This is a genomic window from Sphingobium olei (assembly GCF_042678845.1).
In the GTDB taxonomy this organism is placed as follows: domain Bacteria; phylum Pseudomonadota; class Alphaproteobacteria; order Sphingomonadales; family Sphingomonadaceae; genus Sphingobium; species Sphingobium olei.
Window position 1 is genome coordinate 37,347 of sequence record NZ_JBHTLS010000124.1, and the last position, 22,659, is coordinate 60,005.

Consider the following 22,659-nt stretch of genomic DNA (forward strand, 5'->3'; position numbering starts at 1 on the left):
GCTCACGGTTTGATCCCCCAGGCAGCCATGATCGTCGATGCCGTACCGGCCTTCGCAAGCCAGCGACCAAGCAGGCGCGCTGCCGCGATGCACTCGCGAGCGTCCTCGGTGAGAGCGTCCTCAAATTTCTTCGCGACTACCAGTGGCTTGGCGCCGAGCGTAACCCCGCCATCATCGGCAAAGGCCATTGCGCTACGATCGATCGCGAAGCGCAGCGCTTCCTGCACGACCGGCCGCAGCGAGCGCGCGCGTTCCGCAAAGCCGACCAGGACCTCGGGATTGCGCTCGCGCCACGAATAGAGCGACGTGAGCGTTGAGCCCGGCAAGGCGCGCCGAGTCTTGCCGTGGACCGCGATCGCAAGAACACAGAACAGCAGGGCATAAGGGGCGGCCGCTCCCTTCGCCTTCTGATACTCCTTTACGAACTCATGCAGCGCCGTAGCGCAGAAGGCGGGGTTGAACAGATGCGCCTCTTCGCGCGGGCGTTTGTCCCAGACCAGAAGGCTCATGCGGCCTCGCCCTTGGCAGGGGTGCCGAACATTGTACCGTGATCGGGATGCCAACCGACCGTCACGCCGTCGGCAAGGATCTGATAGGATCCCGTGCATAGCCATTGTTCATGGCGGTTGCGGAACGGTGCCTGCGCGCGGTTGGCCCAGTGGAACAGGTCGCGACCGAACAGTTTCTTCTCGTCTTCTGTCGAAGGCGCGCCGCTGCTTTCGCGGGCAAGGCGCTCCCGCTTCCACCGCTCGACCAGATCGGCATCGTAACGGGCCGCCTCGCCGTCGAGCAGTGCATTCTCCCGCGCCCAGCTCGAGCGTTGCGCTGTTGCCCGATAAAAGTCGAGCTTCGCGAGCTCGATAGACTCCTCCGCCACATCGACACAGCGCATCTGCCGGACGAATATTCGGTCATCGGAGTCGGGCAAGGCGTCGGCGGAGACCGCCAGCGTTTCCGGGTTGATCAATAGTTCATTGTTGCGAAAGGCCCGGCCGATCTCATCGATCTTTGCGCGCAACGCAAGGAGCGATATTGCGAGCGTGTCCGGCTCGGCAAGCGATGTGACGACTTGCGCGAACCACCATCCCTCGAGATGGTCGACTAGGTCCGAGACCTTCCCGTCCGGCGCCGAGAAGTAGAGCTGCTCCTCGATCTCGCTTCGCGCATTAGTGATGCTGGGCGCGTTATCGTGGATCCGCATCGCCGAAAGCAGATTGCCCTGATCTTGCTCGGACAACGCAAGAAAGGCCTTGCGGCCGGCGGCGGAATCCTGATTGGTTGAAGCTACGGCGGCTGCCTTGAGAAGACGGAGCGCGGTCTTCTCTGCGTCTGCGGAAGGCCGCGTTGCTCTGAGCAATTCGGCGGCCGAGCCGCCTGGCGCCTGGGCGGTGGTGATGATGGTGAACCGCCGTTCGAACGGCGCTTGCGGATCCGCGGCGACCTGTTCGCTCCAGATCCTTAGCGTCTTCCACAGGTCGACGCTCATGTCGGTCAGGCTCGAAGGATTTACATGATGCTTAAGCTGAAGCTGCTCGGTCGCCGTGCCGTGCTGCTCGAAGGCGACATCGTCGAAACGCTCGATCGAAACCGAAAGGCCTGGTTGGGATTTTGTTTCCAGGATGGCCAGTAGCAGCGCCTCACGGCACTGGTACAGATACCCGAGCATTGACCCGGTTGCGTTGTAGTTCGAAGCGATAGTGCTCACCCCGTTTCGTGATTGGGCGTTGCCCCAGCCCAATGAGCTGGACGCTATGTCTCTTAGAAAATGTTGTAAAGTATCAACACTCCAACTCGTGGCGGACGGCTGTCCTTACTCTTCCGTGCCGCGCTGCTGATACGTTAAGAAACTGATCGCTCTTGCAGTTGATCTCGGCGGTACGCACAGGATCATAGTCTGGTCATCGGGGAGGAGCCGCGCCTCGCGCGCTATGCGCGCGACCGCGCTCTACGGCTCGGGCATGCGCCCTTCGCCGCCGAGCCCCGGAAGACGGGTCTCGGCCTGGCGGTGACGATCGCTGGCGCTTGAAGCGGTCGCCGCGCTGCCGCGCGGCGGCGCTGTCGGTGGCCTCTCCCGGATGCGCGGGAGTGGGCGGCGCTCCCTCCTAGGCGCGGACGCGGCGGCGGCAAGCCGGCCGTGCGGCCGGCTCCTTCATTGCCATTGCGGCCCTTCGGGTGCCGCCGCCGCTCGGGCCCGCGCCTTGCCGGTCGCCTCTCGCCGCCCACCCCCGCTTTCCGGGGAGGCCATGCGGTTTTGGGGCGGGAAAGGAGGCGAGGACAATGCCAGCAACCCCCACCCGTCGCGCCCGGCGCAAGCCGCAGCCCGGCACCGAACGGCAGCTCAAGCAGCAGACCAATCCGCAGGCCGAACCCCGCGCCAGCCTCTACGATGAAGTCACCCGCCGGATCATCGCCGAGCTTGAGGCGGGGCGCTTCCCTTGGGTCCAGCCTTGGGGCCGCCCCGAGGCGGCGGGCCTTGCGCCCGGCCTGCCACGCAACGCGCTCACCGGCCGCCATTATTCGGGGGTCAACGTGCTGATCCTGTGGGGCGCGGTGATCGAGCGCGGCTATCCCAGCCAAGGCTGGCTGACCTTTAAACAGGCGCTGGAGGCGGGCGGCAGCGTCCGCAAGGGCGAGCGCGGGACCACCGTCGTCTATGCCGACCGTTTCACCCCCGAAGCCGAGAAGGAGCGCGCGCGGGAAAGCGGCGAGGACGCCAAGGCCATCCCCTTCCTCAAGCGTTTCACCGTGTTCAACGTGGCGCAGTGCGAGGGGCTTCGCCCCGGCCTCGCGCCCGAGCCGGTGCCGCTCCCCGAACGCGAGATCGTGCCCGTCGCCGAGGAAGTGATCGCGGCAAGCGGCGTCGATTTCCGCATCGGCGGGAGCCGCGCCTTCTACGTGCCGGGCGCCGACTATGTGCAGGTCCCGCCGCAGCCCGCCTTTTTCGAGCAGGTCAATTACTACCGCACCTGCCTGCACGAGCTGACCCATGCGACCGGCCATCGCTCGCGGCTCGGCCGGAACCAGACCGGCGCATTCGGCAGCAAGGACTATGCCCGCGAGGAACTGGTCGCCGAGATGGGCGCGGCCTTCCTGTGCGCGAGCCTCGGCATCGTGCCGACCGTCCGCCACGCCGACTATCTGGCGGGCTGGCTCGACGTGCTGCGCGAGGACAATCGCGCGATCTTCCGCGCCGCAGGCCAAGCCAGCAAGGCGGCCGACTGGCTGCTCACCCGGCACCGCGAGGCACAGGAAGGGAGGCTGGCGGCATGATCCTCCTCACCCCCGACCTGCGCTTCGCGCTGCGCGCCAACGACATCACCCGCCGCGCCGCCGCGCAGCGCGGCCAGCCCGAGCCCGACCCGGTTCCGGTGGTCAAGCTGTTCAACCCGCTGGGCGCGGCGACATGGCTCGCGACCGAACTCGACGAGGACGACGACACGCTGTTCGGCTTGGCCGATCTCGGGTTCGGATGCCCGGAACTCGGTTATTTCAGCCTGTCCGAGATCGCCTCGCTGCGCCTGCCCTTCGGGCTCGGCATCGAGCGCGACATCGGCTTTTCGACGACCGTGCGCCTGTCGGTCTGGGCCGACACCGCGCGCCGCGTCGGTTCGATCCTCCAGGCCCAAGCCATCATCTGGCGCATCGAGTCCGCGCCGGTCCCCGAGATTCCGACCGATCCCAGCCAAGGGAAAGGCGGATGACGCGCGGCGCGTTCCGCCGCTTATCCAAAGCCGGTCCGCCATCCCCGCAAAGAGCGACGGACCGGCACTCACAAGGAGTGCTGACCATGAAACTCGATTTTATCCCACTCGACAAGCTGGCCGTCAGCAAGGCCAATATGCGCTACGCCAAGCGCCCGCCCGACGTGTCCGACATCCTGCCCACCGTCCGCGCGCGCGGCATCCTCGTGCCGCTGATCGTGCGCCCGCAACCCGGCCCCGAGGACGCCGAGGGGCACGTGCCCGAGGCGTTCGAGATCGTTGCCGGAAGCCGCCGCTTCCACGCCGCGCGGATCGTCGCCGACGAGGCGGCGCAGGCCGAGCCGGTGCCCTGCGCAATCCTCGACGCGGGCGACGATGCCGCCGCCATCGAGGCCTCGCTGATCGAGAATCTGGCAAGGCTCGATCCCGACGAGGTCACCCAATGGGAGACCTTCACCCGGCTGGTGAAGGAAGGCCGCACGCCCGAGGACATCGCCGCGACCTTCGGGCTTCCCGAGCTGACGGTGAAGCGCGTCCTCGCGCTCGGCAACCTCCTGCCGCGCATCCGTCAGATGTATGCGCGCGAGGAGATCGACCGCACGACCGTCCGGCACCTGACGCTCGCCAGCAAGAGCCAGCAGCGCGCATGGCTGGCGCTCGCCGACGATCCAGACGCCTATCTGCCGACCGGCCATCAATTGAAGGCGTGGCTGTTCGGAGGGCAGTCGATCGCCGTGCGCCATGCGCTTTTCGACCTCGCGGCGAGCGGGCTTGTCACCATCGCCGACCTGTTCGGCGAGGACAGCTATTTCGCCGATACGGACGCCTTCTGGACGGCGCAGGATGCGGCGGTCGAGGCGCGCCGCGCCGAATATCTGGACGCGGGATGGGCCGATGCGGTGATCGTGCCGGTGTCTGAGCATTTCCATAGCTGGGAATATGAGAAGGCGGCCAAGCGCAAGGGCGGGCGCGTCTATATCGACGTGCGCGCCAGCGGCGAGGTCGTGTTCCACGAAGGCTATCTCTCGCGCAGGGAAGCCCGCCGCGCGACGGCTTCGGACGGCGATGCGGCGGCACAGCCCAAGCCGTCCCGGCCCGAGGTCAGCGGCCCGATGCAGGTCTATATCGACCTTCATCGCCACGCCGCCGCGCGCGCGGCGCTGCTCGCCCATCCGGGCGTGGCGCTCCGGCTGATGGTCGCGCACGCCATCGCGGGCTCGCACCTGTGGAGCGTGCGTGCGGAGCCGCAATCGGCGCGCAACGACGAGACCCGTGAAAGCGTCGAGACCGCGCAGGGCGAGACGGTGTTCGACGAACGTCGCCGCGCGGTGCTCGGCCTGCTCGGCTTCTCGCCCGACGAACCGACCGTGGTCGAGGGCAGCGTGGAAGGCGCGGACGGCGACCCGCTCGCGGCGCTGTTCTGGCGGCTGCTCGACCTGCCCGACGCGGCGGTCATGGACGTGATCGCGGTGATCATGGGCGAAAGCCTCGCGGCGGGAAGCGCGGCGGTCGAGGCGGTCGGGCTCCATATCGACCTCGACATGGCTGACTGGTGGCAAGCCGATCCCGCCTTCTTCGAACTGGTCCGAGACCGCGAGGTGCTGGCCGCGCTGGTCGCCGATGTCGCGGGCGAAGCCGTCGCCGCCGCCAATGCGCGCGAGAAGGGCAAGACGCTCAAGCGCATCGTCGCCGATCATCTCGACGGCGCCAACGGACGCGAAAAGCGCGAGCGCTGGGTCCCCAAGTGGATGGCGTTCCCGCCCGCCGCCTATACGGCGCGCGGCGGCGTCGGCACGGTGCGCGCGCATGCACTCGCCGAGGCGGCGCGCGTGTCCGCCACGCCGCCCGAGCCACCCGCAGCGCCTGCCGCAGTCGCCCGGCCGGACCACGATCCGGCACCCGCGTCGGAGGCGGCCGAGCCGGTCCCGCTCGCGGCCTGAGCCCTGCAAGGGCGGGGCGGTTCGCCGCCCCGCCTTTTCCCTGCCGACAGCCCCGGAATCCGGCCGCGCGCCTCCGCCGTCCCGGCGTCGGCGCGCGGTGTTTTCCTAGAAGTTGCCCTTGCGCATCTTGCCGAGTTCCTCGTTCACCAGCACCATCGGCAGATCGAAAAAGTCGAACAGCCCATAGAGCGGAGCCAGCAACGGATGGATGATTTCCGGCAGGTTGGGCGCAACGGATGCCGCTTCGACCGTCGTCCTCATCGTAATGGCGTCCTGCCGCGCGACATGTCCGTCGAACAGGAGTCGGTCGCCGGTCACGCTGGTCAGCGAGCGGCCTGCCAGCCCGCGATAATGGACGGCAAACGACACCGTCGCCGGCCCGTCGATGAGGTTCGCCGCGAGCTTTTCGGCGTGTAGCAGCACTTCGCCCGCCCGCCAGACCGGCAGGGTGACGTCGAACAGCGTCGCGGGCGGCCGCTGTTCCAATCCATCCTCCTGATACCCGCGCAGCAGGAACGCATAGCCTTCCGGCGAAATCCTCCAGAAGTCCGAATGCGCGGCGTCACGCTGGCCGAACGTGCCCGGCTCGGTGTCCCCGCCGAGCCAGCATTCGACCACCCCGTCGATCGGATAGGGCTCGATGCCGCGACGCGTCGGAAACCAGAAAGGCGGCCAGCCGGTATGACGGGCGACGCTACGCTGCAGCAGTGCGGGCAACTGGCCGGGTGGAATGGCGCGGAGATCACCGCTCAACTCATAGGCGAAATAGTGGAATCCGTGCGGGCAACGCTCGGGGGCATCGGCGGGCAGATTCGCGACCAGTGCATCCCAGCGCGCGAGACACTGCTCGATCCATTGGTCGAGTTTGGCTGGCGCGGCCGGTAGCGCCGCGGCCGGAACCGCGCCGCTGATCAGGTCGCGAATCTGGTCGAGCATCTCGTCGCGGCGGTTGGCGAGACACCGCGCCAACAGTGCATCCCAGTCCTGTCCGCTCGTCGGCACCTCGCTGCGCGGGCCGGGCTTGCGGACATAGATCGCATTGTCCTGGACGATATTCCCGTGCGGACCGGCGCGCTTCGCCCGCACCGGCGAACGATGATCGCCCGGCACCACGACGACCGGAAAGAGCCGGTCATCCCCACGCGCGACGATATGGACTGCGCAATGAAAGGCCGGGTCGGAATAGTTCTGGACGATCCCGTTGATCACATCCTGCGTGTAGCCGTCCAGCGACGCGGGCCGCCCCTCCGCCTCGACGCACCCGCTCTCGGTTTCCGTGAGCCCGAGAAGAATGAAGCCGCCGCCGTGGTTCGCGAGGGCGAGCGCCGCCTTTGCGAAAATAGCCTTGGCATCGTTGTCGTTCCTGAGGTCGAGCCAGTTCTTGATCTCGAGATCAAGGCTCTCCCGTGGGTCGATGAGAAGGTCTGCGAGGCGCTCCGGTGATAGCTGTATCGGCATCGAAATCATTCTATCGGCTGGCTAGCCGTGGCACCAGTCGGGCTTGCGCTGGCCTCGCGGCCACCAGCGCGCCGCGCCCAGCCGGACAAGCTCGCCGGCGACATCGCGGCCGTCCAAAGTTACGCGCGCGACGGTGCGATTGTAGCTCCGCCCGACCCGCCCGAGCCGCGCGGTGCGGCCCTGCAGCAGCCCGCGCGCGGTCGCCGTCGCCGCCTTTCCGGCCGCGATCTCGCGCCCGCATTTCGCCTGGCCGGGCTGCGTCTCGGGCGCATCGATCCCGGAGATGCGGATGCGCTCGCCGCTCGCCAGCCGGAAGGTATCTCCGTCGATCACATAGGCGACCGACGCCTGCCGGGGAGGCGCAGCCGCGCCAAGCAGGAGCACCGCCGAAAGCGCGATCATCGGGGCTGCGATCGGCCTCGCGCCGGCCGCGCCATTCCCTTCCGCCCGCTCGCGCGCATGCCGATCCACATCCATGACCGGGCCGCTATCGCCCATCGGGCGGCGGGACAAGTACGCTTCGTGGCGGCCCCGGCGCGCCCGTCCCGGGACCTCGTTGCCCTTCATCGAGCATGCCAATGCCCATGCGAACAGGATCGTCCTGGCTGCCCGCGCCACCGTCTCCGGCTCCGTGGGCGTATGACCTGGAACGGGCGCCGGACCCGCCAAACCATCGCGCGGCACGCTTATTTCCCCGCCGGCTTCGCCGGCTCCTCGCGGCCGCTCCGCTCCAAATAAGCGCTGGCGCTCCGGTCCTCCGCTGACGCTGCGGCCCTCGCGGGTTCGCGCGTCCGGCTCGGGCCCGTTCCTCCGGTCCGCCCATCGCCCGGAAACGGTTCGGGCGAGCAACCAAGGAGACGATCAATGCCCGCAATCGGTCATGTCACCCGCGACGGAGAGGGCTTCAAGGGCCAGCTCAAGACGCTCTCGATCCGCACCGAGATCGAGATCCTGCCCAACCGCTCGAAGAGCAGCGACACGCAGCCCGACTATCGCGTTTCGGCGGGCGGCGTCGAGGTCGGGGCGGGCTGGGTCCGGCGCGGCGAGATGTCCGGCAAGGACTATGTCTCGCTGAGCCTCGCCGCCCCCGAGTTCGGGCCGCGCCGGCTCTACGCCAATCTCGGCCGCGCCGCCGGCCAGGACGATGATGACGCCTTCGCCATCATCTGGAACCCGGCCGACTGAGTCGGCAGCGCTCCCGTGCCCATGGCGCGGGAGCGCAAGTCCCCAGAAATGGGGGGGTCGAAAATGCATGCATCGATTTTCGACCCTGCCGGCGGCGGCGCGCTTGGGCCAGCTTGGGGCCACCGCGGCAATGGGCCGCACGACCCCAGCACCGGACCCGAACATCATGGACGATGACGCCGCCGCGCGGGCCAAGGCCGCGCGCGAATCCTGCCCGTTCCTCACCGCCAAGCAGACCGCCTTCCATCTCGGCATCGCCCGTTCGACGCTGAAGGCGATGCGGCTCGCCGGCAAAGGTCCGCGCTGCCGCCGCCACGGGCGGACCTGGCGCTACCATATCGACGATATCGAGGCCTGGTCGGCCGCGAACGCGCGCGGAGGCGACCATGGCTGATGCCCGTGACCTGCCGCTGTTCGCCTTCGGTGAGACGCTGCGGCGCGACCGGCGCCGCCGCCGGATGCTTCGCCGCCGCGGCCTCTGGCTTGCGCTCGGCGTCGCCGCGCTCGGCCTCACCATCGCCTTTCCGCCGCGGCCGCGCCTGCTCTGGAACGCGAGCGCGAGCGCGCCGATCGGCCTCTATTGGATCGGTGCGACGGCCACTTCGGCGCCGGGCGAACTGGTCGTGGCGTGGCTACCCGAATCCGCTCGCAGGCTCGCCGCGGAGCGGCGCTACCTCCCGCGCAACGTGCCCGCGATCAAGCATGTCGCAGCGGTCGTGGACATGCGCGTCTGCGGGTTCGGCGCGTTGCTTCTGATCGACGGCCGACCCGTCGCCCGGCGGCTCGCCGCCGATCGCCTCGGTCGCCCGCTGCCGCGCTGGGACGGATGCCGGACGCTGCACGCGGGCGAACTGTTCCTCCTCAATCCGGCAAGCCCGGCCTCGTTCGACGGGCGCTATTTCGGCGTAAGCCGGACCTCGGACGTGGTCGGGACAGCGCATCCACTCTGGACCTGGCACACCGCGGAGACCGGCGCATGATCCGCCCCCCCGCAGCGCTCTGGGCAGGCGCCGTCCTGCTGCTCGGCATCCCCTCGGCCGCCGCGCCGCAGGCCGACGACACTGCCGAGCGCGGGATTCCGGGCGACGCAGTGGCCCGCTGGCGCCCCTATTCGCGCGAAGCCTCGCAGCGCTTCGGCGTGCCGCTCGACTGGATCGAGCGGGTGATGCGCGCCGAAAGCGGCGGCCGCACGCACTTGGCCGGACGCCCGATCACCAGCCGCGCGGGCGCCATGGGACTCATGCAGATCATGCCCGGAACCTGGGCCGAGCTGCGCGCCCGGCTGGGACTCGGCGCCGACCCCCACGACCCGCGCGACAACATCCTCGCCGGCACGTTCTATCTGCGGCTCATGTACGAGCGCTTCGGCTATCCGGGCCTGTTCGGCGCCTACAATGCCGGTCCCGGCCGCTATGCCGCCTATCTCGCCTCGGGCCGCCCACTACCGAGCGAGACGCGCGCCTATCTCGCCATGGTGACAGGAACAGTGACGGGCACGCCTTCCGGGCCGCTGCCGTCACTTCCCCAGCGGCCGCCGCCGGCCTTGTTCGTGGCGCTTCGGAGCGGCGGCGGGCCCGTGGAACCATCGCCGTCGCGCGCGGGTACCCAAGCTTCCGGCAGCCTGTTCGTGTCGCTGTCGTCCGATCGGCCCGATCGATAGACGATCGGGCGGCTCAGTGCGGCCGCGTTCCCAGGAATGCCTTCGTGCGGCTTCGGCCTTCCGCGGCAATGATCGCCTCTTCGGCATGCGCGCATTCGTCGCCGCGCACCGTGCCCTCGCGGCAACCTGCGACGGTTTCGCGCGCCTGATCGAGATTGGCGGCGAAATATTGGGTGGCGCGTGGAGCCGCGACGTCCCCCGCAGCCGGTCCGATGACGGGGCGCACCATGAAGCCAGCCGCAAAGCCGATGGCGAGCGCGACGACTATGATGGCGACGGACCTGCCCTGTTTCATGACCGTGAAACTCTGGCTGATGACGATCTGCATTCTACCTAAATTCCATGATATTTCAAAAGCGAAGTCACCGTCAGATCGGACGGATGGAAGCGGCGGCGCACGCATTCACCGGCGGCTCGACTGCGGTGAGGTGGGAGGGCTCGTCTCGGCAAGGCCCAGCATGACGGACGGCGGAGCGGCTGTGCAAGGCCGGCGGCCCCTCCAATTTTGCTGCGAATTGGAGCGTGCTTCGCACGCGCTTTTGTTCGTCTCGGCGCAACAAAATCGGTTCCTCCGCCGCCGCTGGCGCGGCGCTCCGGCTGCGCCTCCGCGGCCCTGACGGCCGCTCCGCCGCCCGTCGCGCGAGGTCTGTCCTCGATGAGGAGGACTTCAAGCGAAGGAGGCGAACATGACCATGTTTCAACCCATCGGCGTGGCATCGGACCGCGTGTTGGCAACACTCGTGGCTGGACTCGAGATCGAGTTCGGACACGGTGCGGGCGAGGCGCTTGCGCAGCGGTTTCTCGAGGCGGAGGAAAGCGATTTCCTGTGGGATGCGAGGCGGTCGGAGCGCTGGCTCGGGACCTATGAGAGCGCCGATGAGGAGGATTTCGAGCTCGATCGGGTGGCGATCATGGGGCGCCTGGATGGCCGCTGGTTCGTCGCGGTGAGCATCGTCGATGGCGATGGAAACGCGCACGGATTGATGGGGCGGCGCCATTTCCGGAGCGAACGGGCGGCACGCGAAGCCTTCGCGGTGACGCATTGATCGGCTGCATCGAAACCCCGGGACAAGGGTGCCGGACAGGCATCCGCGTCCCGGCTTCTTTTTGCCTCGGCTCGGGCGACATCAGCGGGCGTCGGGATGGCCAAAACGGGCGGAAGAAGGGATTCAGGCGGGGAGCCGCGTAAGGCAAGATAAAGCACCGGCACCCCTGGTGCCGTAAGTGTCTGTCTGCACATCGTTTTTCGGAAGAATGAGCGGCACTGCCGCCTGGCGGGCAGTGCCGTCGGCGCGGGAAACCGCAGAAATCCGCCAGTTCCAGCGGCACCGGTTTTCACCGGGCTGCGCGCAAGGCATGATTGCCGCGGGGCGCCAAGCGGGATCGACCCATGGCGACAGAAGACGACTTCGAGCCGCGGCTCGGCCGCATTCGCAGCCGCGGCGGCAAGCGCGGCCGGACCTATCTTTCGCGCGTGCTCGCGGCGACCAACCTCGCGCGCGGTGGCCCGGGCCGAAGCGGCTCCTATTCGGCCACCCGGATCGGCCGCGGCGCCGGCGTCGGACGGCTGCTCGCCCGGCGCGACCGGTACGCCGCTTTTCGCCAGCGCCGCGTCATCGTCAAAGCGCGGCTGGCGAAGCTCGCCGGCAAGGGCTTCGCCGGCGCCCGCGCGCACCTGCGCTATGTCCAGCGCGACGGCGTGACCCGCGACGGCCGGCCGGGCGAACTCTATGGTCGCGACGCGGACACCGTCGACGGCAAGAACTGGCTCGATCGACAGGCCGACGACCGCCATCAGTTCCGCTTCATCGTCTCGCCCGAGGACGGCGATCAATATGCCGACCTCAAGGACCTGGCCCGACGGCTGATGGCGCGGCTCGAACAGGACCTCGGCACGACGCTCGACTGGGTGGCGGTCGATCACTTCAACACCGGCCATCCGCACACCCATGTCATCGTGCGCGGGAAGGACGAGCGCGGCCGCGATCTCGTTATCGCGCCCGACTATCTGACCCGCGGCATCCGCGAGCGCGCGGCCGAACTCGTCGACCTCGACCTTGGCCCGCGCAGCGACCGCGACATCGAGGCGCGGCTGCGCGCCGAGATCGACCAGGAACGGCTGACCAGCATCGACCGCCGGCTGATCGGCGCGATGGACGCCGACCGTGTCGTCGCCGCATCGGCGCGCGAGCCGTTCCAGCAGAGCCTGCAGGTGGGCCGCCTGGGAACGCTGGCCCGGCTGGGGCTGGCGGAACGCCTGCCCGAGGGACGCTGGCGTCTCGCCGAGGGCATCGAGGATACGCTGCGCCGAATGGGCGAGCGCGGCGACATCATTCGCACCCTGCAGCGCGCCTATACCGCGCGCGGCATCGCGCCGGCCGCGGCCGATCTCGCGATCTTCGAGCCCGCCGCCCGAGACGCGCGGCCGATCATCGGCCGCGTCCTCGAGCGCGGCCTGTCGGACGAGCACAAGGATCGCCACTACCTGCTGGTCGAGGCGACCGACGGCCGCGCCCATTATGTCGACATCGGCAAGGGCGAGGCGCTGGCGCCGCTGCCGGCCGGTGCGATCGTCCGGATCGCCCCAGAGCGCCCGGCGGTCCGGGAGGTCGATCGGACCATCGCCGCGGTCGCCGCCGCCAATGGCGGGCGCTATACGATCGACGCGCATCTGCGCCATGATCCGACCGCGACCGAGGCGTTCGCCGAGACGCATGTCCGCCGGCTCGAAGCGATGCGGCGCAGGTCCGGCGCGGTGGAGCGTTTGAGCGACGGCAGCTGGACCATCGCGCCCGATCATCTTGACCGCGCCGCCGCCTACGAGGCGGCCCGCGCCGGGGAAGCCCCGGTCCACGTCGAGACGCTGTCCGCCGAGCCGCTCGAGCGGCTGGCCGGGGCCGATGCCGCGACGTGGCTCGATCGCGAGCTCGTCACGTCCTCGCCCGAGCCGCTGCGCGAAGCCGGGTTCGGGCAGGCAGTGCGCGAGGCGCAGCACCAGCGCCGACAATGGCTGATCGCGCAGGGTCTTGCCGAGGAGCAGGCGAACGGTGCCGCCTTCGCGCCGGGCCTGATCGACGCGCTGCGGCGGCGCGAGTTACTTCGTGTCGCGGCGCAGCTTTCCGACGAGCTCGGGCTGCCCTTCCGCGAGACGCCGGAAGGCGCCCGCGTCGAAGGTATCTACCGCCGCCCGGTCGAGCTTCTGAGCGGGCGTCACGCGCTCATCGAGAAGAGCCGTGAGTTCACGCTGGTGCCCTGGCGTCCCGTGCTCGACCGGCATGTCGGCAAGACGGTGTCCGGCCGCGTTCGGGGCGACGGCGTCAGCTGGACGATCGGCCGCGGCAGGAGCGGACCGGTGATCTCGTGACCGACCTAAAACAGGCTCGGCTGCGCCTCGCGGTCGTACAGCAGATGCTCGCGCGCGTTCTGTGCGGCTTCGACCGCACGGCGATAGTGGATGGTGCCGTATCGCTCGGCCTCTTCGAAACCGACCGGCGCCAGCTCTTCCGTCGGAAAACAGGCATCGTAGATCGCACGCGCGGCGGCGCGCAGGCAGACGTCATGCTGCATAGCGAGCTCCAGGATAGAACGAATCGCCACAAGGGGCGTCGGACCGGAGTTAGAACATTATAAGAACGAATGGCAAGTCCGGCTGCGCTTGAAGGCGCGCGAACCGCGCCCTGGTTGACCCGCAAGAAGCGGTGCTTGACGGCGTCGCGCGCGCCGCGCCTGAATGACCCAATAATGCTTCCGCTCCCCTTGAATACCATAGCTCTAAGGACTATACTATGAATCGCAATGACGGCCGGACGCGCCCATGACGGTGCTGATGACCAAGGCGTTCGCGCGCTTCGCCCGCAAGGCGGGCCTCACGGATGTCAGCCTTGCGAAGGCGGCCGTCGAAGTGGCGGCCGGAGAATTCGATGCCGATCTCGGCGGGCACGTCTACAAGCAGCGGGTCGCCCGGGCCGGTGGAGGAAAGTCAGGCGGGTTTCGGACGATCATTCTGTTCAAGGTCGGCGGGCACAGCTTCTTCGCCCATGGCTTTGCCAAGAACGAGAAGGCGAACGTCACCGCCAAGGAGCTGAAGGCGTTGAGGAAGCTCGCCGAGGTGCTGCTGGCCCTGTCGGATGCCGATATCGACAAGGGCATTACCGCGGGCGAGTTTGTGAAGGTGGAAGATGACGACGAAGCGCAGGAAAGCTGAGAGCTCTATTCTCGCGTCGGTCCATGAGACTGCAGCGGGGCTCCATGGCGCGGGCCTGATCGACAAGGCCACTATGCGCGAATTCGACGCGCTCTTTCTCAGCCCGGTCGAGCCGCTCGCGCCGGAGGAGATTCGTGCGCTGCGCGAGCGCGAGAATGTCTCCCAGCCGGTCTTCGCCCATTACCTCAATGTCCGAAAGGATGCGGTCAGCAAATGGGAGCGGGGCGAGAAGCGGCCGGATGGCCCCTCGTTGAAGTTGCTGAACCTGGTCAAGAACAAGGGGTTGCAGGCTATCGCGTAAATCGATCGGATCTACTGCGCGTCAAAGAGACCACCAGAGCGGGTGGGCTACGCGCCCCCTCCCAAGGTTGAGCGTGCTTGAGTGGCCGGTTCTCTCGTCCGTGTATGTCGTTTGACATCATCGCAAAGCGGCAGCGGCGATTACCCGAGATGGTCCAAGATGGCTCGCAAGATGCTGGCCGTTCCCTTGCCCGGCGCCCAGATCGGCTCCCTGCCGGCCAGCGCATCCTTCACGCAGTAGAATGCTTGGTGGCTGCTGCTCTTCCACGCGAACACGAACAAGTCGGCGGCCTTGGCTAGGCTGGTAAGCTGCGCCGTTGCCACCAGATCCGAGTTCACGACGACCTTGCAGCCGGGGAATAGCTCCTCCAGCGCCGCCTTCGCCCGGCTGCCGGCGGCCTCCGCCAGCGTGTAGATGCCGATCGTCTTGTCCTTGAGGCTCGTCACCACAGCTGATGTCGTGTCATCCCCCTGTGCCTCGCGCGTCAGCGCACTGACCGCCTCCGGCCCGACCCCATAATCCTTCGCCAGCGTTTCGATCGGCACGAGATCGGCGGGGACGAGCCGGTGGGCAAAGGTGGTCGCTTGGCCGAGCACCTGCAGAAACAGCCTCAGCCTGGCGTCGCGCGCCTGATCCGAGGGACTCGGCAGGATCGCGAGTGCCTCACTGACATCGAGGCTCCATGGCAGATAGGCGTAGGACCCGATGCGCTTCTGCACATCTTCGAGGTCACCCATCAGCGACACATATTCCGACGACGACAGCCCTTGCTCGATCTGCAAGCTCGTCAATTGGGCGAGCAGGTCCAGATCCGCTCGCGACAGTGCATCGTCCATCGCGATCAGTAGAAACAGCAGAGATGCGATCGGCTTGGCTGCCGGTGACACCTTCGCGTCATCGGGGAAGAAGCTCGCGAAGATCTGCGGAACGGCAGCACGAGAGATCAAACCGGCCTCGCCGTCGAGACCACCGACTATATCGGCGAACTGCTGCGCGAGCGGGCCGCTGTCTCTGACCTCTGACGCGTCCCAAGTCGTCGGAGCAGATTGCGCATCGCGCTCGGCGGCGGGGAGATTTTGGCCTGCCCGCAACTGTTCCGCCCACCGCAACCAGGGATTTACCGCGGCTGCGCTCGTCGGTTCGGCTTGTCCGGGCGCGGCATCGTCGGCCTGCGACTGCTTCAGGCTCTCGATTTTCGCCGCGACGGCGGGCGCCAGGGAATCGAGGATCGCCGGATCGGAATCTTCCAGTAACGTAAGGAGACGATCCCGAGCTTCGTCGGTCCCGATCGTGCCCACGCAGGACACCAATCTGCTGATGGCCTTCCTGCTCGGCGGCAGCCGCATGTAGAATTCGAAGGCACGATCGATCTGCCCATCGTCGAAGGCTTCGTCCGCTTCGTCCAACGTCGTGGCAGATGCGCGTGTGGGCTCTGCGACAGGCACCGACTCGAACACCGCCATGTCCGTACCCGCAGGTAACAGCGCGAGGAGCGAAGCGACGATCGTCGGATCGGGACTGGGTTGCAGCTGCTCGAACAGCGCAAACGCCTTGACCACGCGTGGCGCACGAATGCCCCGACGCGACGCAAACAATTTGGGATACGGTGTCGCGACGTGAACCGCGAAGGCTTCGCGCAGAGCGGCCGGATCGCCACTCGCTTCGGCCTCGTCGACATAGGTGCGGTAGAGTGCCTCGATCAGATCCGCGAGAATCTGCGGCGGAAGTGCGAGATCCGCGAGTGTCTTGATGAGCCAGTGATCGCGCGCAATCTGCGGCCAGAGGCCAAGACCAGCGCTCAGCCGCACGTCGAGATATTTGAGGTTCTCCTCGTTGAGGCGTCCTGTCTGCTTCAACTCGGCGATCATTGCCTCGGCTTGCGTCTCGTCGCCGGCCAGCAGCGCCCGTTCGAAGTCGCCACGGATCGCGCCGACCGGGCGGATCCGCGCGCGTGTCACTCGCGGCCTTCGTTCGAGCAGTGCGGCAAAATCGTTCAAGCGCGCAGCGATCGTTCGCATCGCCGCGGCATCGGGACCTGTGAAGCGATAGACGGTTCCACCGAAGCGGCTGCGAAGCGCCGCCGCCATCGGGTCGGCTGCATCGCTCGGCACTCGCTCGAAGCGGCTCAGCCAGGTCGGCCCGAGCCATGCATTGAGCTCGTCCCCGAGCTCATATCCGCCGGCGGAGCCCTGCGTGGTGGCATACCACCCGGTGACTTCCCCGCCGCGCACGAACGGAAGAATGAGCGGCGCGTTGGTCCGCCCAATGCCGAGATGCGCGAGCCACCGCCGAACCTGATCCGCCCGTTCCGTAGGCGCCGATCCGTCGACGAGCGATGTCCAGCTCAGCTCGTTGGGAGATGCGAAGAAGCGTTCCAGCCATTCTTGCTCACGCGCGGGCAGATCCTCGATCATGCGGCCGTGCCCACATAGGATTCGAAATTGATTCGCGCTTCGGCGAGCGTCTTCGGCGTCGTGTCGTAGACCACCATCTCGTCGTTCAATTCGAGGCCGTTGTAGGTGAGGTTCATCGACCCGGTGAGCAGACCTCGCTTGAGCAACACGCCCTTGATGTGAAGATGCTGACGCCGGACGACGCACAATTTGTCGCCGAGGCCGGCCTCGTCGGCCGCCGTGGCGAGCGCATCGATGAGCGGATCGTTGTGACCGTCCAGGCTCGTCGCGATGCCGAGCGCCGTACCGCGCGCCATGACGTCGGTCAGAACGTCCACCAATCTGATCTCGCGGCTACCCCACTCCGGGTTGATCGAACCGAAACCGCCCGCCCGATTGTCGAATAGCACCACGTTGCTGATCCAGGGGCTGACCAGCCAGGCGCGCTCTCCGCCCGGTGCGAGGAGCTCGCCGAGGAACATCATCTGCAGCAGCTCGCGGATGAGATTCTGGCTGGTCACCGCGCTCTTGAAGATCCGTCGTGTCTCGAAGCTCATTGCACCGCCTCCGCGACATCGAGATCGACGTGGAAGGCGTTCTCCACCCGCCGCACCGCCTGAACGCGGGCAAAGACCGATAGATAGGCCGACTGCACCGGGTTGGTCGCTAGGAAGCTCAGCGCGTCTGCCAAAAGCGACGAAGCCGCCATCGGGCAGACCAAAGTCGCCGCGCCGACGTCGGCCAGACGATCGAGGCAAAGACCCTGCCAACCGTCAGACTCGAGATCGATCAGCGCAGCATCCTCCGCCAGATAGGTCCGCAACAGCAGCGGATCAGGCGACGGCAGATCGGCAAATGGCGAATAGGGCCGGAGGCCCGATTGCCGAATGTGCGCGCCGCGCGGCCACAGCAGTCCGTAGACCACGCCGAATCGCCACTGATCCGGATTGACCGTCGGCGGATCGATGCCAGCGAGGGCAAGCGCCGCATCGATATCGTCGGAGCGCGCCAAGCGATAGGCGAGCACGCGGGCATCCAGTTCGATGCCGAGCCGCGCTTCCTCGGCGTCCCACAGCCGCACCGCATCGAGGAAGAACGCGTCGCTGTCGCTGCTCGATCCGGGCCGGAGGATACGGTTGGCGAGCGCAACGATGAACGCGTGAAAGGTGACGAAACCTTCCTCTGCGAGCGCGTGACGTAACGCGGTGAAACTCGCATGGCTTTCCTCCGCGCCCGAGGCATGCCGGAACGCACGCGTCGCGGTCGGCAATGGATCGTCGGTATCGCCCTCCACGACCGAGGCGAGGAAGCGACCGAGTTGATAATCGCTGAGAGAGAAGTCATTGTCGCGCAGCGCCGCCGTCATCAGGCTGAAGAACCGTCGCGGGTCCTCGACATATTGACGTTGCGCCTCTTCGATCTGCCCATTGCCGCCTGGCGTCATCTCGCTGATCCAGATCTCGCTATCGGGCGCGCCGGCGAGCACGTCATCCTCTTCCCGCGGGCCCGCCGTCACATCGAGGATCAGACTGTCGCCGTCGATCTGCGGACATAGGCTGGTAATGGCGCTGAGCGCAGCCGCGCCGACGGTCGAAGCATATCGCTCGCGCAGCCATGGCTCCCAGCTCGCGTCGATCGGCGTCCATAGGATCGCAGCCAGGTCAAACAGGCTGGCCACCACTTGCCCGTCGGCGATGAAGCCGGCCAGATCCTGACGCAGCTTGTCCTGCTGGTTGCCCTGGGCATTGGCATCATCGACGATTGCCGACTGAAACAGGATGTTGAGCGTCTGATCGAGCGTGAGTTCGGCGCTCCCGTCCGCCAAGCGTGTGGCCGCTTCCCGCAACGAGATCCCACGCGCCATCGCTTCGTTGCTGAGGGCTGCGAGCATCAAATGCGCCAGCCACTCGCGCGCGAATGGATTGTCCACCCGTTCGCCGAGGGGCCCGTGCAATGCCTGATGGTGGAATCGCGCGGTGCGCATCGCCCGATAGCGCGGGTCCGAGTCCGGTCCGAGGTTGGACCACAAGGCATCGGGGAACCGCAGACGGAGGCACATCGCGTCGACCGCGAGACCGAACCCGAGCGCGGCTGCCTCTCCCCCCACCTCGAAGCGGAACTCCTTGGTGAGCGATCCGCCGTCGCGGAAGCGAATGCCCGCGTCGCTCCCAAGCGCCATCCGGCGGACCTCGATCGGGCTCAGTCCCTCGTGGGTGTAGAACCGCACGTCCCCGATCAGCGATGTCCAGGGGCTGCCGCGCGGCGGATCGAGCGCCATGCCCTGATCGCGCGCGACAAGCTGACTACGCCAGCGAAGCCGGGCGTTGGACGTATCGACGACAGTGCCCGGAGGGGGCTGAACTTCGAGAACCCGCGGCCGATAGACGGGCACCAGCCGCACCGAACCGGCAACATCGATGCGCCAATCGCCGAGAGGATCAAGACGGGCGAACGGCTCGAGCGGCACGGCCTGCTCGCGATTCTGGTCGAGCGCCGGGCATAACCAGTGCCGCTCGAACGCATGGCTGATGCCGTATCGCCGCGAGACCCGGCCCGGGGCGAACTCGCGAAGCGCCTTCGCGATCGGCATGGCAACCCGCTCGGGCGTTGCGCTGCCGGGCTGCGGCAAGACGATGTCGACCTCCGGGAGGTTGAGATCGCTGAACAGGTTGGCTGGCGCGAACTCGGGCAAAGGCGAGTTGAAGACCTGATGGTCCTCGCCGGGCTGGCCCCAGGCGCGCCAGTTGCTCTCGAGCCGGCGAAGCGCAGTCGGCAGAACCTGCGTCATCAGCGGCCGTGGGTGGTCCCAGAGCAACGGTGTGACCGCGCCTTCATCGACCTTGAGCGCCAAGGCGAGATAGGACGTATAGCGGTCGAGTTCGGCCGGAATGGTGAGGATGCGGCGGATCAGGCCGGCGAGCGCTGTCTGCCGCGCCCGCTGATAATTGTTGTCGGTACTGCTCGACAGGTCCAGCCACACGCTCCCCTGGCGCGAAGAGCCCAGCATCTGGCTGAGATAGTCGAGCGTCGCATAGACCGCCTGGATGCGCATCACATAACGATTGGCGATCGGCAGCGTACGCACCGGCAACTCGGGGTCGAACAGCAGGTCATAGCCCTGATAGGCGAGACGGTCCCGGCCATAGTCGGACAGCACCGCAACCGTCCATGGTCGCATCCGGCGCGATCGGCCGGCGCGGCCCTTACGCTGCAGGAACTGCGCGACATCGCGCGGTGCCTTGTGCTGGATGACCGCACCCACCCGGGGATCGTTGAACCCTACCTCGAGCGAGGCGGTCGCGACGATGATGTCGAGATTATTCCCGACCCCAGGGTCCAACGACATCACCCGCCCAACCGACTTGCGGTCCTGCGGTTGGAGACTGTGGCCGATCTCGACCACGGCCTCCCAATCCTGCCCATGCAGCTTGCGATGCTGGACCGGCAGCGGACGGCGCAGCGAGGCCAAGCCGCCATCCGGCTTGCTCGCCAAGTCGGGTACGCCGCTGCTCCGTCGGCCCTCGGCATCGAGCATGGCGAAATACATGCGGTTGGTAACATCGATGTCGTCGGTGAACAGGAACACACGTTCCCCGATGATGCCCCGGCTCTTGCGTTCATCCGGCGCGTCGAGAAGCCGGGAAAGGAGCATCCCCGTCTGGATCGTCGTCGACAGCAGTGCGGTGCGCGACACGGGGTCGCCCCGCAGCGCGAGCAGGTACTCGGCGCCTTCCGCGATCATGTCGCTATTGGAAGGGGCGATTTCGACCGACGCTTGTTCGTATAGGCCGGTCAACTGCGCGAAGAAGCGCGCGCCGTCCTTGAGCGTGGCGGACAGACCGACAAAGCTGACATGCCGCCAGAGCAGCCGCCGCCAGCGGCGCAAGAGGAAGGCGACCTGCGCACCCGAACTGCCGGCATAGGTGTGAACCTCGTCCAGCAGCATCATCTCCACCGGCCGCTGCGCCCGCTCGCCGATCCCGAACAGATGCCGGAAACGGTCGTCCCCCATACGCTGGTTGAGCATTTCGGTGGTGGTGAAGAGGATGTCGGGCGCCTCCGTCTGAAGCCGCTCGCGGGTGAGGATGATTTCGTCGCTTTCGATGACGGCGGAGCATTCGAGGCATTCGAGCCGCTCACGCCGGGCGCGGCGGTCCGTCTCGCGCCACGCCATGTCGCCGTCGCAGTCCGGCGACGGACAGCGAAGATACTCGCAGACGAGACCGGCAGACGTTTGCCGCCAGCCGCTGCGCGCCTCATGCGCTTTCTCGGCCGATCGGGGCGTCGGACCGAAGAACGTGCCGATCAGGATCTTCCTGCGTCCGCGCGCCGCGAGCGACGCGTCGAGACGGCGCGCCTGGCCATAGACCTCGGCGAACTGATCCTTCAGCAGTTCGTTTCGCGGGTAGAGCGCGAGGACCTTGACCCACCGGTCGTCGACGGCATCGCGCTGGATGTGCGAGGCGACGCGCGACAGCGCGGGCAGGTAGAAGGCCAAGGTCTTGCCGCTGCCGGTGCCGGAGCTGACCAGTGTGGCCGTCGATTGCGAGCCCTCGAAGCTCCCCAAAATCCGCGCTGCTGCCGCGACTTGAAAGCCTGCCAGCGCAAACCGGGGCCCATAGCTGTCGATGAGCGCCGACAGGGCAGCCCGTGCGGCCTGATCGGGCGTCGCCGCCGCGATGCCGGCGAGCGCCGTTGCGGCGTCGATCTCGCGCCGCGGGTAGCGGCGCCGCCGCCAGATGAAGCGGAAGTCGGCGACGAGGGTTGGCGCGGTCTGCCAGCCGATCGGGCCGCGATGCTGAGGAAAGAGCTGGCGCAGCCGGAACAGGAGCCGCACGCCTTCCGCCATCCGCGACCGATATTGCGAGCCCGATTCCTCGCCGATGTCGAACAGCAGGGCACGATCGATCAGCGCGGCGATGACCTGACCGGCGTCCGCGAACGAAACCCCGGCGCCCAGTCTCGGATCGTCGAGCAGTGCATCGACTATGCCATACAGCTCGCCCGCCGAGACGTGACCGTCGACCAGACCCCATGTCAGGAGCCGGGCTTCACGTTGCTCGATCTTATCCAGCGCGGCGAGCAGCAGGGCTTCATCGGCTTCCATCTGCACTCCGCGGCACGATACGGTAGTTGTCGAACGCATCATTCGCGTTGAGCCATTCGCGGACCGCTTCGGTCAGCAGGTCGAGCTTCGCTCCCCCGCTCTGGATGGCCTCGAGGAAGCGCTTCACGTCGGCCGGAACGTCGAAGTCGAACGCCTTCGCCGTCTCGGTCAGGCGTGCGGCCAGTGCCTTCACACGCTCGATCGCTGCCTGGTCCGCAGGGAATTTGTCGAATTCGGCTCGGAACGCCTGGTGGAGCTGTTCATAGGTCTTGAACGCGGCATTGTTCGTCGGCGTGAAGGCGATGCGGCCTTTCACCAATGCCGGAGCTTCGCCGGTGAACACGGTTTGCCGATATCCCTTCCAGGCCCGCACGACGGACGCGGAGACATCCGTGGAGGCCGCCTTGATCTCCTTGAGCAGATTGGCCCAACCGGTGCCCTTCTTGAGCGCGGCCGCCTTTCGTTCAGCGGTAAAGCGGCCGAGAAGCGCCGCGGCCCGTTTGCGCGCCGTCTCGAGGGAGGACGGCTCGGGCGTTTCGATGCCCGAACCGAACAGCAGCGCACGCTGGTCGAGGGCGCGGCTGAGTTCGGCTGCGGGCAGCGCAAGGTCCGAGCGCAGGTCCTCGAGCAGCCCGGTCTCCTCGACATTCGCGCCAAGCCGGTCGAGCACAACCAGCCGTTCGCGAAGCGCCTTGGCGCGAGCAGGAAGC

The 22,659-nt window shown here is 67.3% G+C and carries 21 protein-coding genes; 11 read left to right on the plus strand and 10 right to left on the minus strand.

Annotated features, from left to right (window positions below; all coding sequences use genetic code 11):
* Window positions 1–2: 2 nt before the first annotated feature.
* Window positions 3–509: a three component ABC system middle component gene (locus ACFQ24_RS11080; RefSeq protein WP_096341751.1), complete on the minus strand. Its 507-nt coding sequence runs from the start codon at window positions 507–509 to the stop codon at window positions 3–5.
* Window positions 506–1,738, minus strand: coding sequence for an ABC-three component system protein (locus ACFQ24_RS11085; RefSeq protein ID WP_380911203.1), 1,233 nt, complete (start codon window positions 1,736–1,738; stop codon window positions 506–508). The genes ACFQ24_RS11080 and ACFQ24_RS11085 overlap by 4 nt, the downstream gene beginning before the upstream one ends.
* A gap of 539 nt (window positions 1,739–2,277) precedes the next feature.
* Between ACFQ24_RS11085 and ACFQ24_RS11090 the strand changes: the two genes are divergently transcribed.
* The 3 genes from ACFQ24_RS11090 (at window position 2,278) to ACFQ24_RS11100 (ending at window position 5,641) form a co-directional block, all read left to right on the plus strand.
* Complete coding sequence (locus ACFQ24_RS11090; RefSeq protein WP_096341753.1) at window positions 2,278–3,270, plus strand: ArdC family protein; 993 nt, start codon at window positions 2,278–2,280, stop codon at window positions 3,268–3,270.
* Window positions 3,267–3,701, plus strand: a complete 435-nt coding sequence (locus ACFQ24_RS11095) for a DUF2958 domain-containing protein (RefSeq protein WP_096341754.1) — start codon at window positions 3,267–3,269, stop codon at window positions 3,699–3,701. Before ACFQ24_RS11090 ends, ACFQ24_RS11095 begins: the two co-directional genes overlap by 4 nt.
* An 86-nt stretch (window positions 3,702–3,787) precedes the next feature.
* Window positions 3,788–5,641, plus strand: a complete 1,854-nt coding sequence (locus ACFQ24_RS11100; RefSeq protein WP_096343054.1) for a ParB/RepB/Spo0J family partition protein — start codon at window positions 3,788–3,790, stop codon at window positions 5,639–5,641.
* A gap of 105 nt (window positions 5,642–5,746) precedes the next feature.
* On the opposite strand, the gene ACFQ24_RS11105 is transcribed toward ACFQ24_RS11100, so the two are convergent.
* Both ACFQ24_RS11105 and ACFQ24_RS11110 read right to left on the minus strand, forming a co-directional pair.
* Window positions 5,747–7,099 carry an AlbA family DNA-binding domain-containing protein gene (locus ACFQ24_RS11105; RefSeq protein ID WP_096341755.1) on the minus strand — a complete coding sequence of 451 codons (1,353 nt, stop codon included), beginning with the start codon at window positions 7,097–7,099 and terminating at the stop codon, window positions 5,747–5,749.
* Window positions 7,100–7,120: 21 nt separating this feature from the next.
* The gene (locus ACFQ24_RS11110) at window positions 7,121–7,612 is read right to left on the minus strand and encodes a thermonuclease family protein (protein ID WP_380911207.1); all 492 of its coding nucleotides are present in this window, start codon (window positions 7,610–7,612) and stop codon (window positions 7,121–7,123) included.
* A 351-nt stretch (window positions 7,613–7,963) separates the two neighbouring features.
* Between ACFQ24_RS11110 and ACFQ24_RS11115 the strand changes: the two genes are divergently transcribed.
* From ACFQ24_RS11115 to ACFQ24_RS11130, 4 genes are all read left to right on the plus strand, one after another.
* Window positions 7,964–8,284, plus strand: coding sequence for a DUF736 domain-containing protein (locus tag ACFQ24_RS11115; RefSeq protein WP_096341756.1), 321 nt, complete (start codon window positions 7,964–7,966; stop codon window positions 8,282–8,284).
* Between the two features lie 67 nt (window positions 8,285–8,351).
* On the plus strand, window positions 8,352–8,678 hold the full coding sequence (locus ACFQ24_RS11120) for a helix-turn-helix transcriptional regulator (RefSeq protein WP_342747278.1): 327 nt from the start codon (window positions 8,352–8,354) through the stop codon (window positions 8,676–8,678).
* Window positions 8,671–9,264: a S26 family signal peptidase gene (locus ACFQ24_RS11125; RefSeq protein WP_096341758.1), complete on the plus strand. Its 594-nt coding sequence runs from the start codon at window positions 8,671–8,673 to the stop codon at window positions 9,262–9,264. The genes ACFQ24_RS11120 and ACFQ24_RS11125 overlap by 8 nt, the downstream gene beginning before the upstream one ends.
* On the plus strand, window positions 9,261–9,944 hold the full coding sequence (locus ACFQ24_RS11130) for a lytic transglycosylase domain-containing protein (protein WP_096341759.1): 684 nt from the start codon (window positions 9,261–9,263) through the stop codon (window positions 9,942–9,944). Before ACFQ24_RS11125 ends, ACFQ24_RS11130 begins: the two co-directional genes overlap by 4 nt.
* Before the next feature lie 13 nt (window positions 9,945–9,957).
* Here ACFQ24_RS11130 and ACFQ24_RS11135 read toward each other — a convergent pair whose 3' ends face one another.
* Window positions 9,958–10,272: a hypothetical protein gene (locus ACFQ24_RS11135; RefSeq protein WP_342747279.1), complete on the minus strand. Its 315-nt coding sequence runs from the start codon at window positions 10,270–10,272 to the stop codon at window positions 9,958–9,960.
* A gap of 358 nt (window positions 10,273–10,630) precedes the next feature.
* Here ACFQ24_RS11135 and ACFQ24_RS11140 point away from each other — a divergent pair, with 358 nt between their 5' ends.
* The gene (locus ACFQ24_RS11140; RefSeq protein ID WP_096341760.1) at window positions 10,631–10,990 is read left to right on the plus strand and encodes a hypothetical protein; all 360 of its coding nucleotides are present in this window, start codon (window positions 10,631–10,633) and stop codon (window positions 10,988–10,990) included.
* Between the two features lie 344 nt (window positions 10,991–11,334).
* Window positions 11,335–13,308: a relaxase/mobilization nuclease RlxS gene (gene rlxS, locus ACFQ24_RS11145; RefSeq protein ID WP_096341761.1), complete on the plus strand. Its 1,974-nt coding sequence runs from the start codon at window positions 11,335–11,337 to the stop codon at window positions 13,306–13,308.
* Between the two features lie 5 nt (window positions 13,309–13,313).
* Here the strand turns inward: rlxS and ACFQ24_RS11150 are convergent, their stop codons facing one another.
* On the minus strand, window positions 13,314–13,511 hold the full coding sequence (locus ACFQ24_RS11150) for a hypothetical protein (RefSeq protein WP_096341762.1): 198 nt from the start codon (window positions 13,509–13,511) through the stop codon (window positions 13,314–13,316).
* A gap of 247 nt (window positions 13,512–13,758) precedes the next feature.
* Between ACFQ24_RS11150 and ACFQ24_RS11155 the strand changes: the two genes are divergently transcribed.
* Together ACFQ24_RS11155 and ACFQ24_RS11160 are read left to right on the plus strand one after the other, a co-directional pair.
* Window positions 13,759–14,148, plus strand: a complete 390-nt coding sequence (locus ACFQ24_RS11155) for a type II toxin-antitoxin system RelE/ParE family toxin (protein WP_096341763.1) — start codon at window positions 13,759–13,761, stop codon at window positions 14,146–14,148.
* On the plus strand, window positions 14,123–14,449 hold the full coding sequence (locus ACFQ24_RS11160; RefSeq protein ID WP_096341764.1) for a helix-turn-helix domain-containing protein: 327 nt from the start codon (window positions 14,123–14,125) through the stop codon (window positions 14,447–14,449). Before ACFQ24_RS11155 ends, ACFQ24_RS11160 begins: the two co-directional genes overlap by 26 nt.
* Before the next feature lie 140 nt (window positions 14,450–14,589).
* On the opposite strand, the gene dpdD is transcribed toward ACFQ24_RS11160, so the two are convergent.
* Genes dpdD through ACFQ24_RS11180 form a run of 4 tightly spaced genes read right to left on the minus strand, consistent with a single transcriptional unit; the run spans window position 14,590 to window position 22,619 of the window.
* Window positions 14,590–16,863, minus strand: a complete 2,274-nt coding sequence (dpdD, locus tag ACFQ24_RS11165) for a protein DpdD (RefSeq protein ID WP_380911212.1) — start codon at window positions 16,861–16,863, stop codon at window positions 14,590–14,592.
* Window positions 16,860–17,399, minus strand: coding sequence for a phospholipase D-like domain-containing protein DpdK (gene dpdK / locus ACFQ24_RS11170; protein WP_096341766.1), 540 nt, complete (start codon window positions 17,397–17,399; stop codon window positions 16,860–16,862). Before dpdK ends, dpdD begins: the two co-directional genes overlap by 4 nt.
* Window positions 17,396–21,949 (minus strand): protein DpdJ, encoded by a 4,554-nt coding sequence (gene dpdJ, locus ACFQ24_RS11175; RefSeq protein ID WP_176484542.1) that lies wholly within the window; start codon window positions 21,947–21,949, stop codon window positions 17,396–17,398. The genes dpdK and dpdJ overlap by 4 nt, the downstream gene beginning before the upstream one ends.
* Window positions 21,936–22,619: a hypothetical protein gene (locus ACFQ24_RS11180; protein WP_380911215.1), complete on the minus strand. Its 684-nt coding sequence runs from the start codon at window positions 22,617–22,619 to the stop codon at window positions 21,936–21,938. Before ACFQ24_RS11180 ends, dpdJ begins: the two co-directional genes overlap by 14 nt.
* Window positions 22,620–22,659 lie beyond the last annotated feature (40 nt).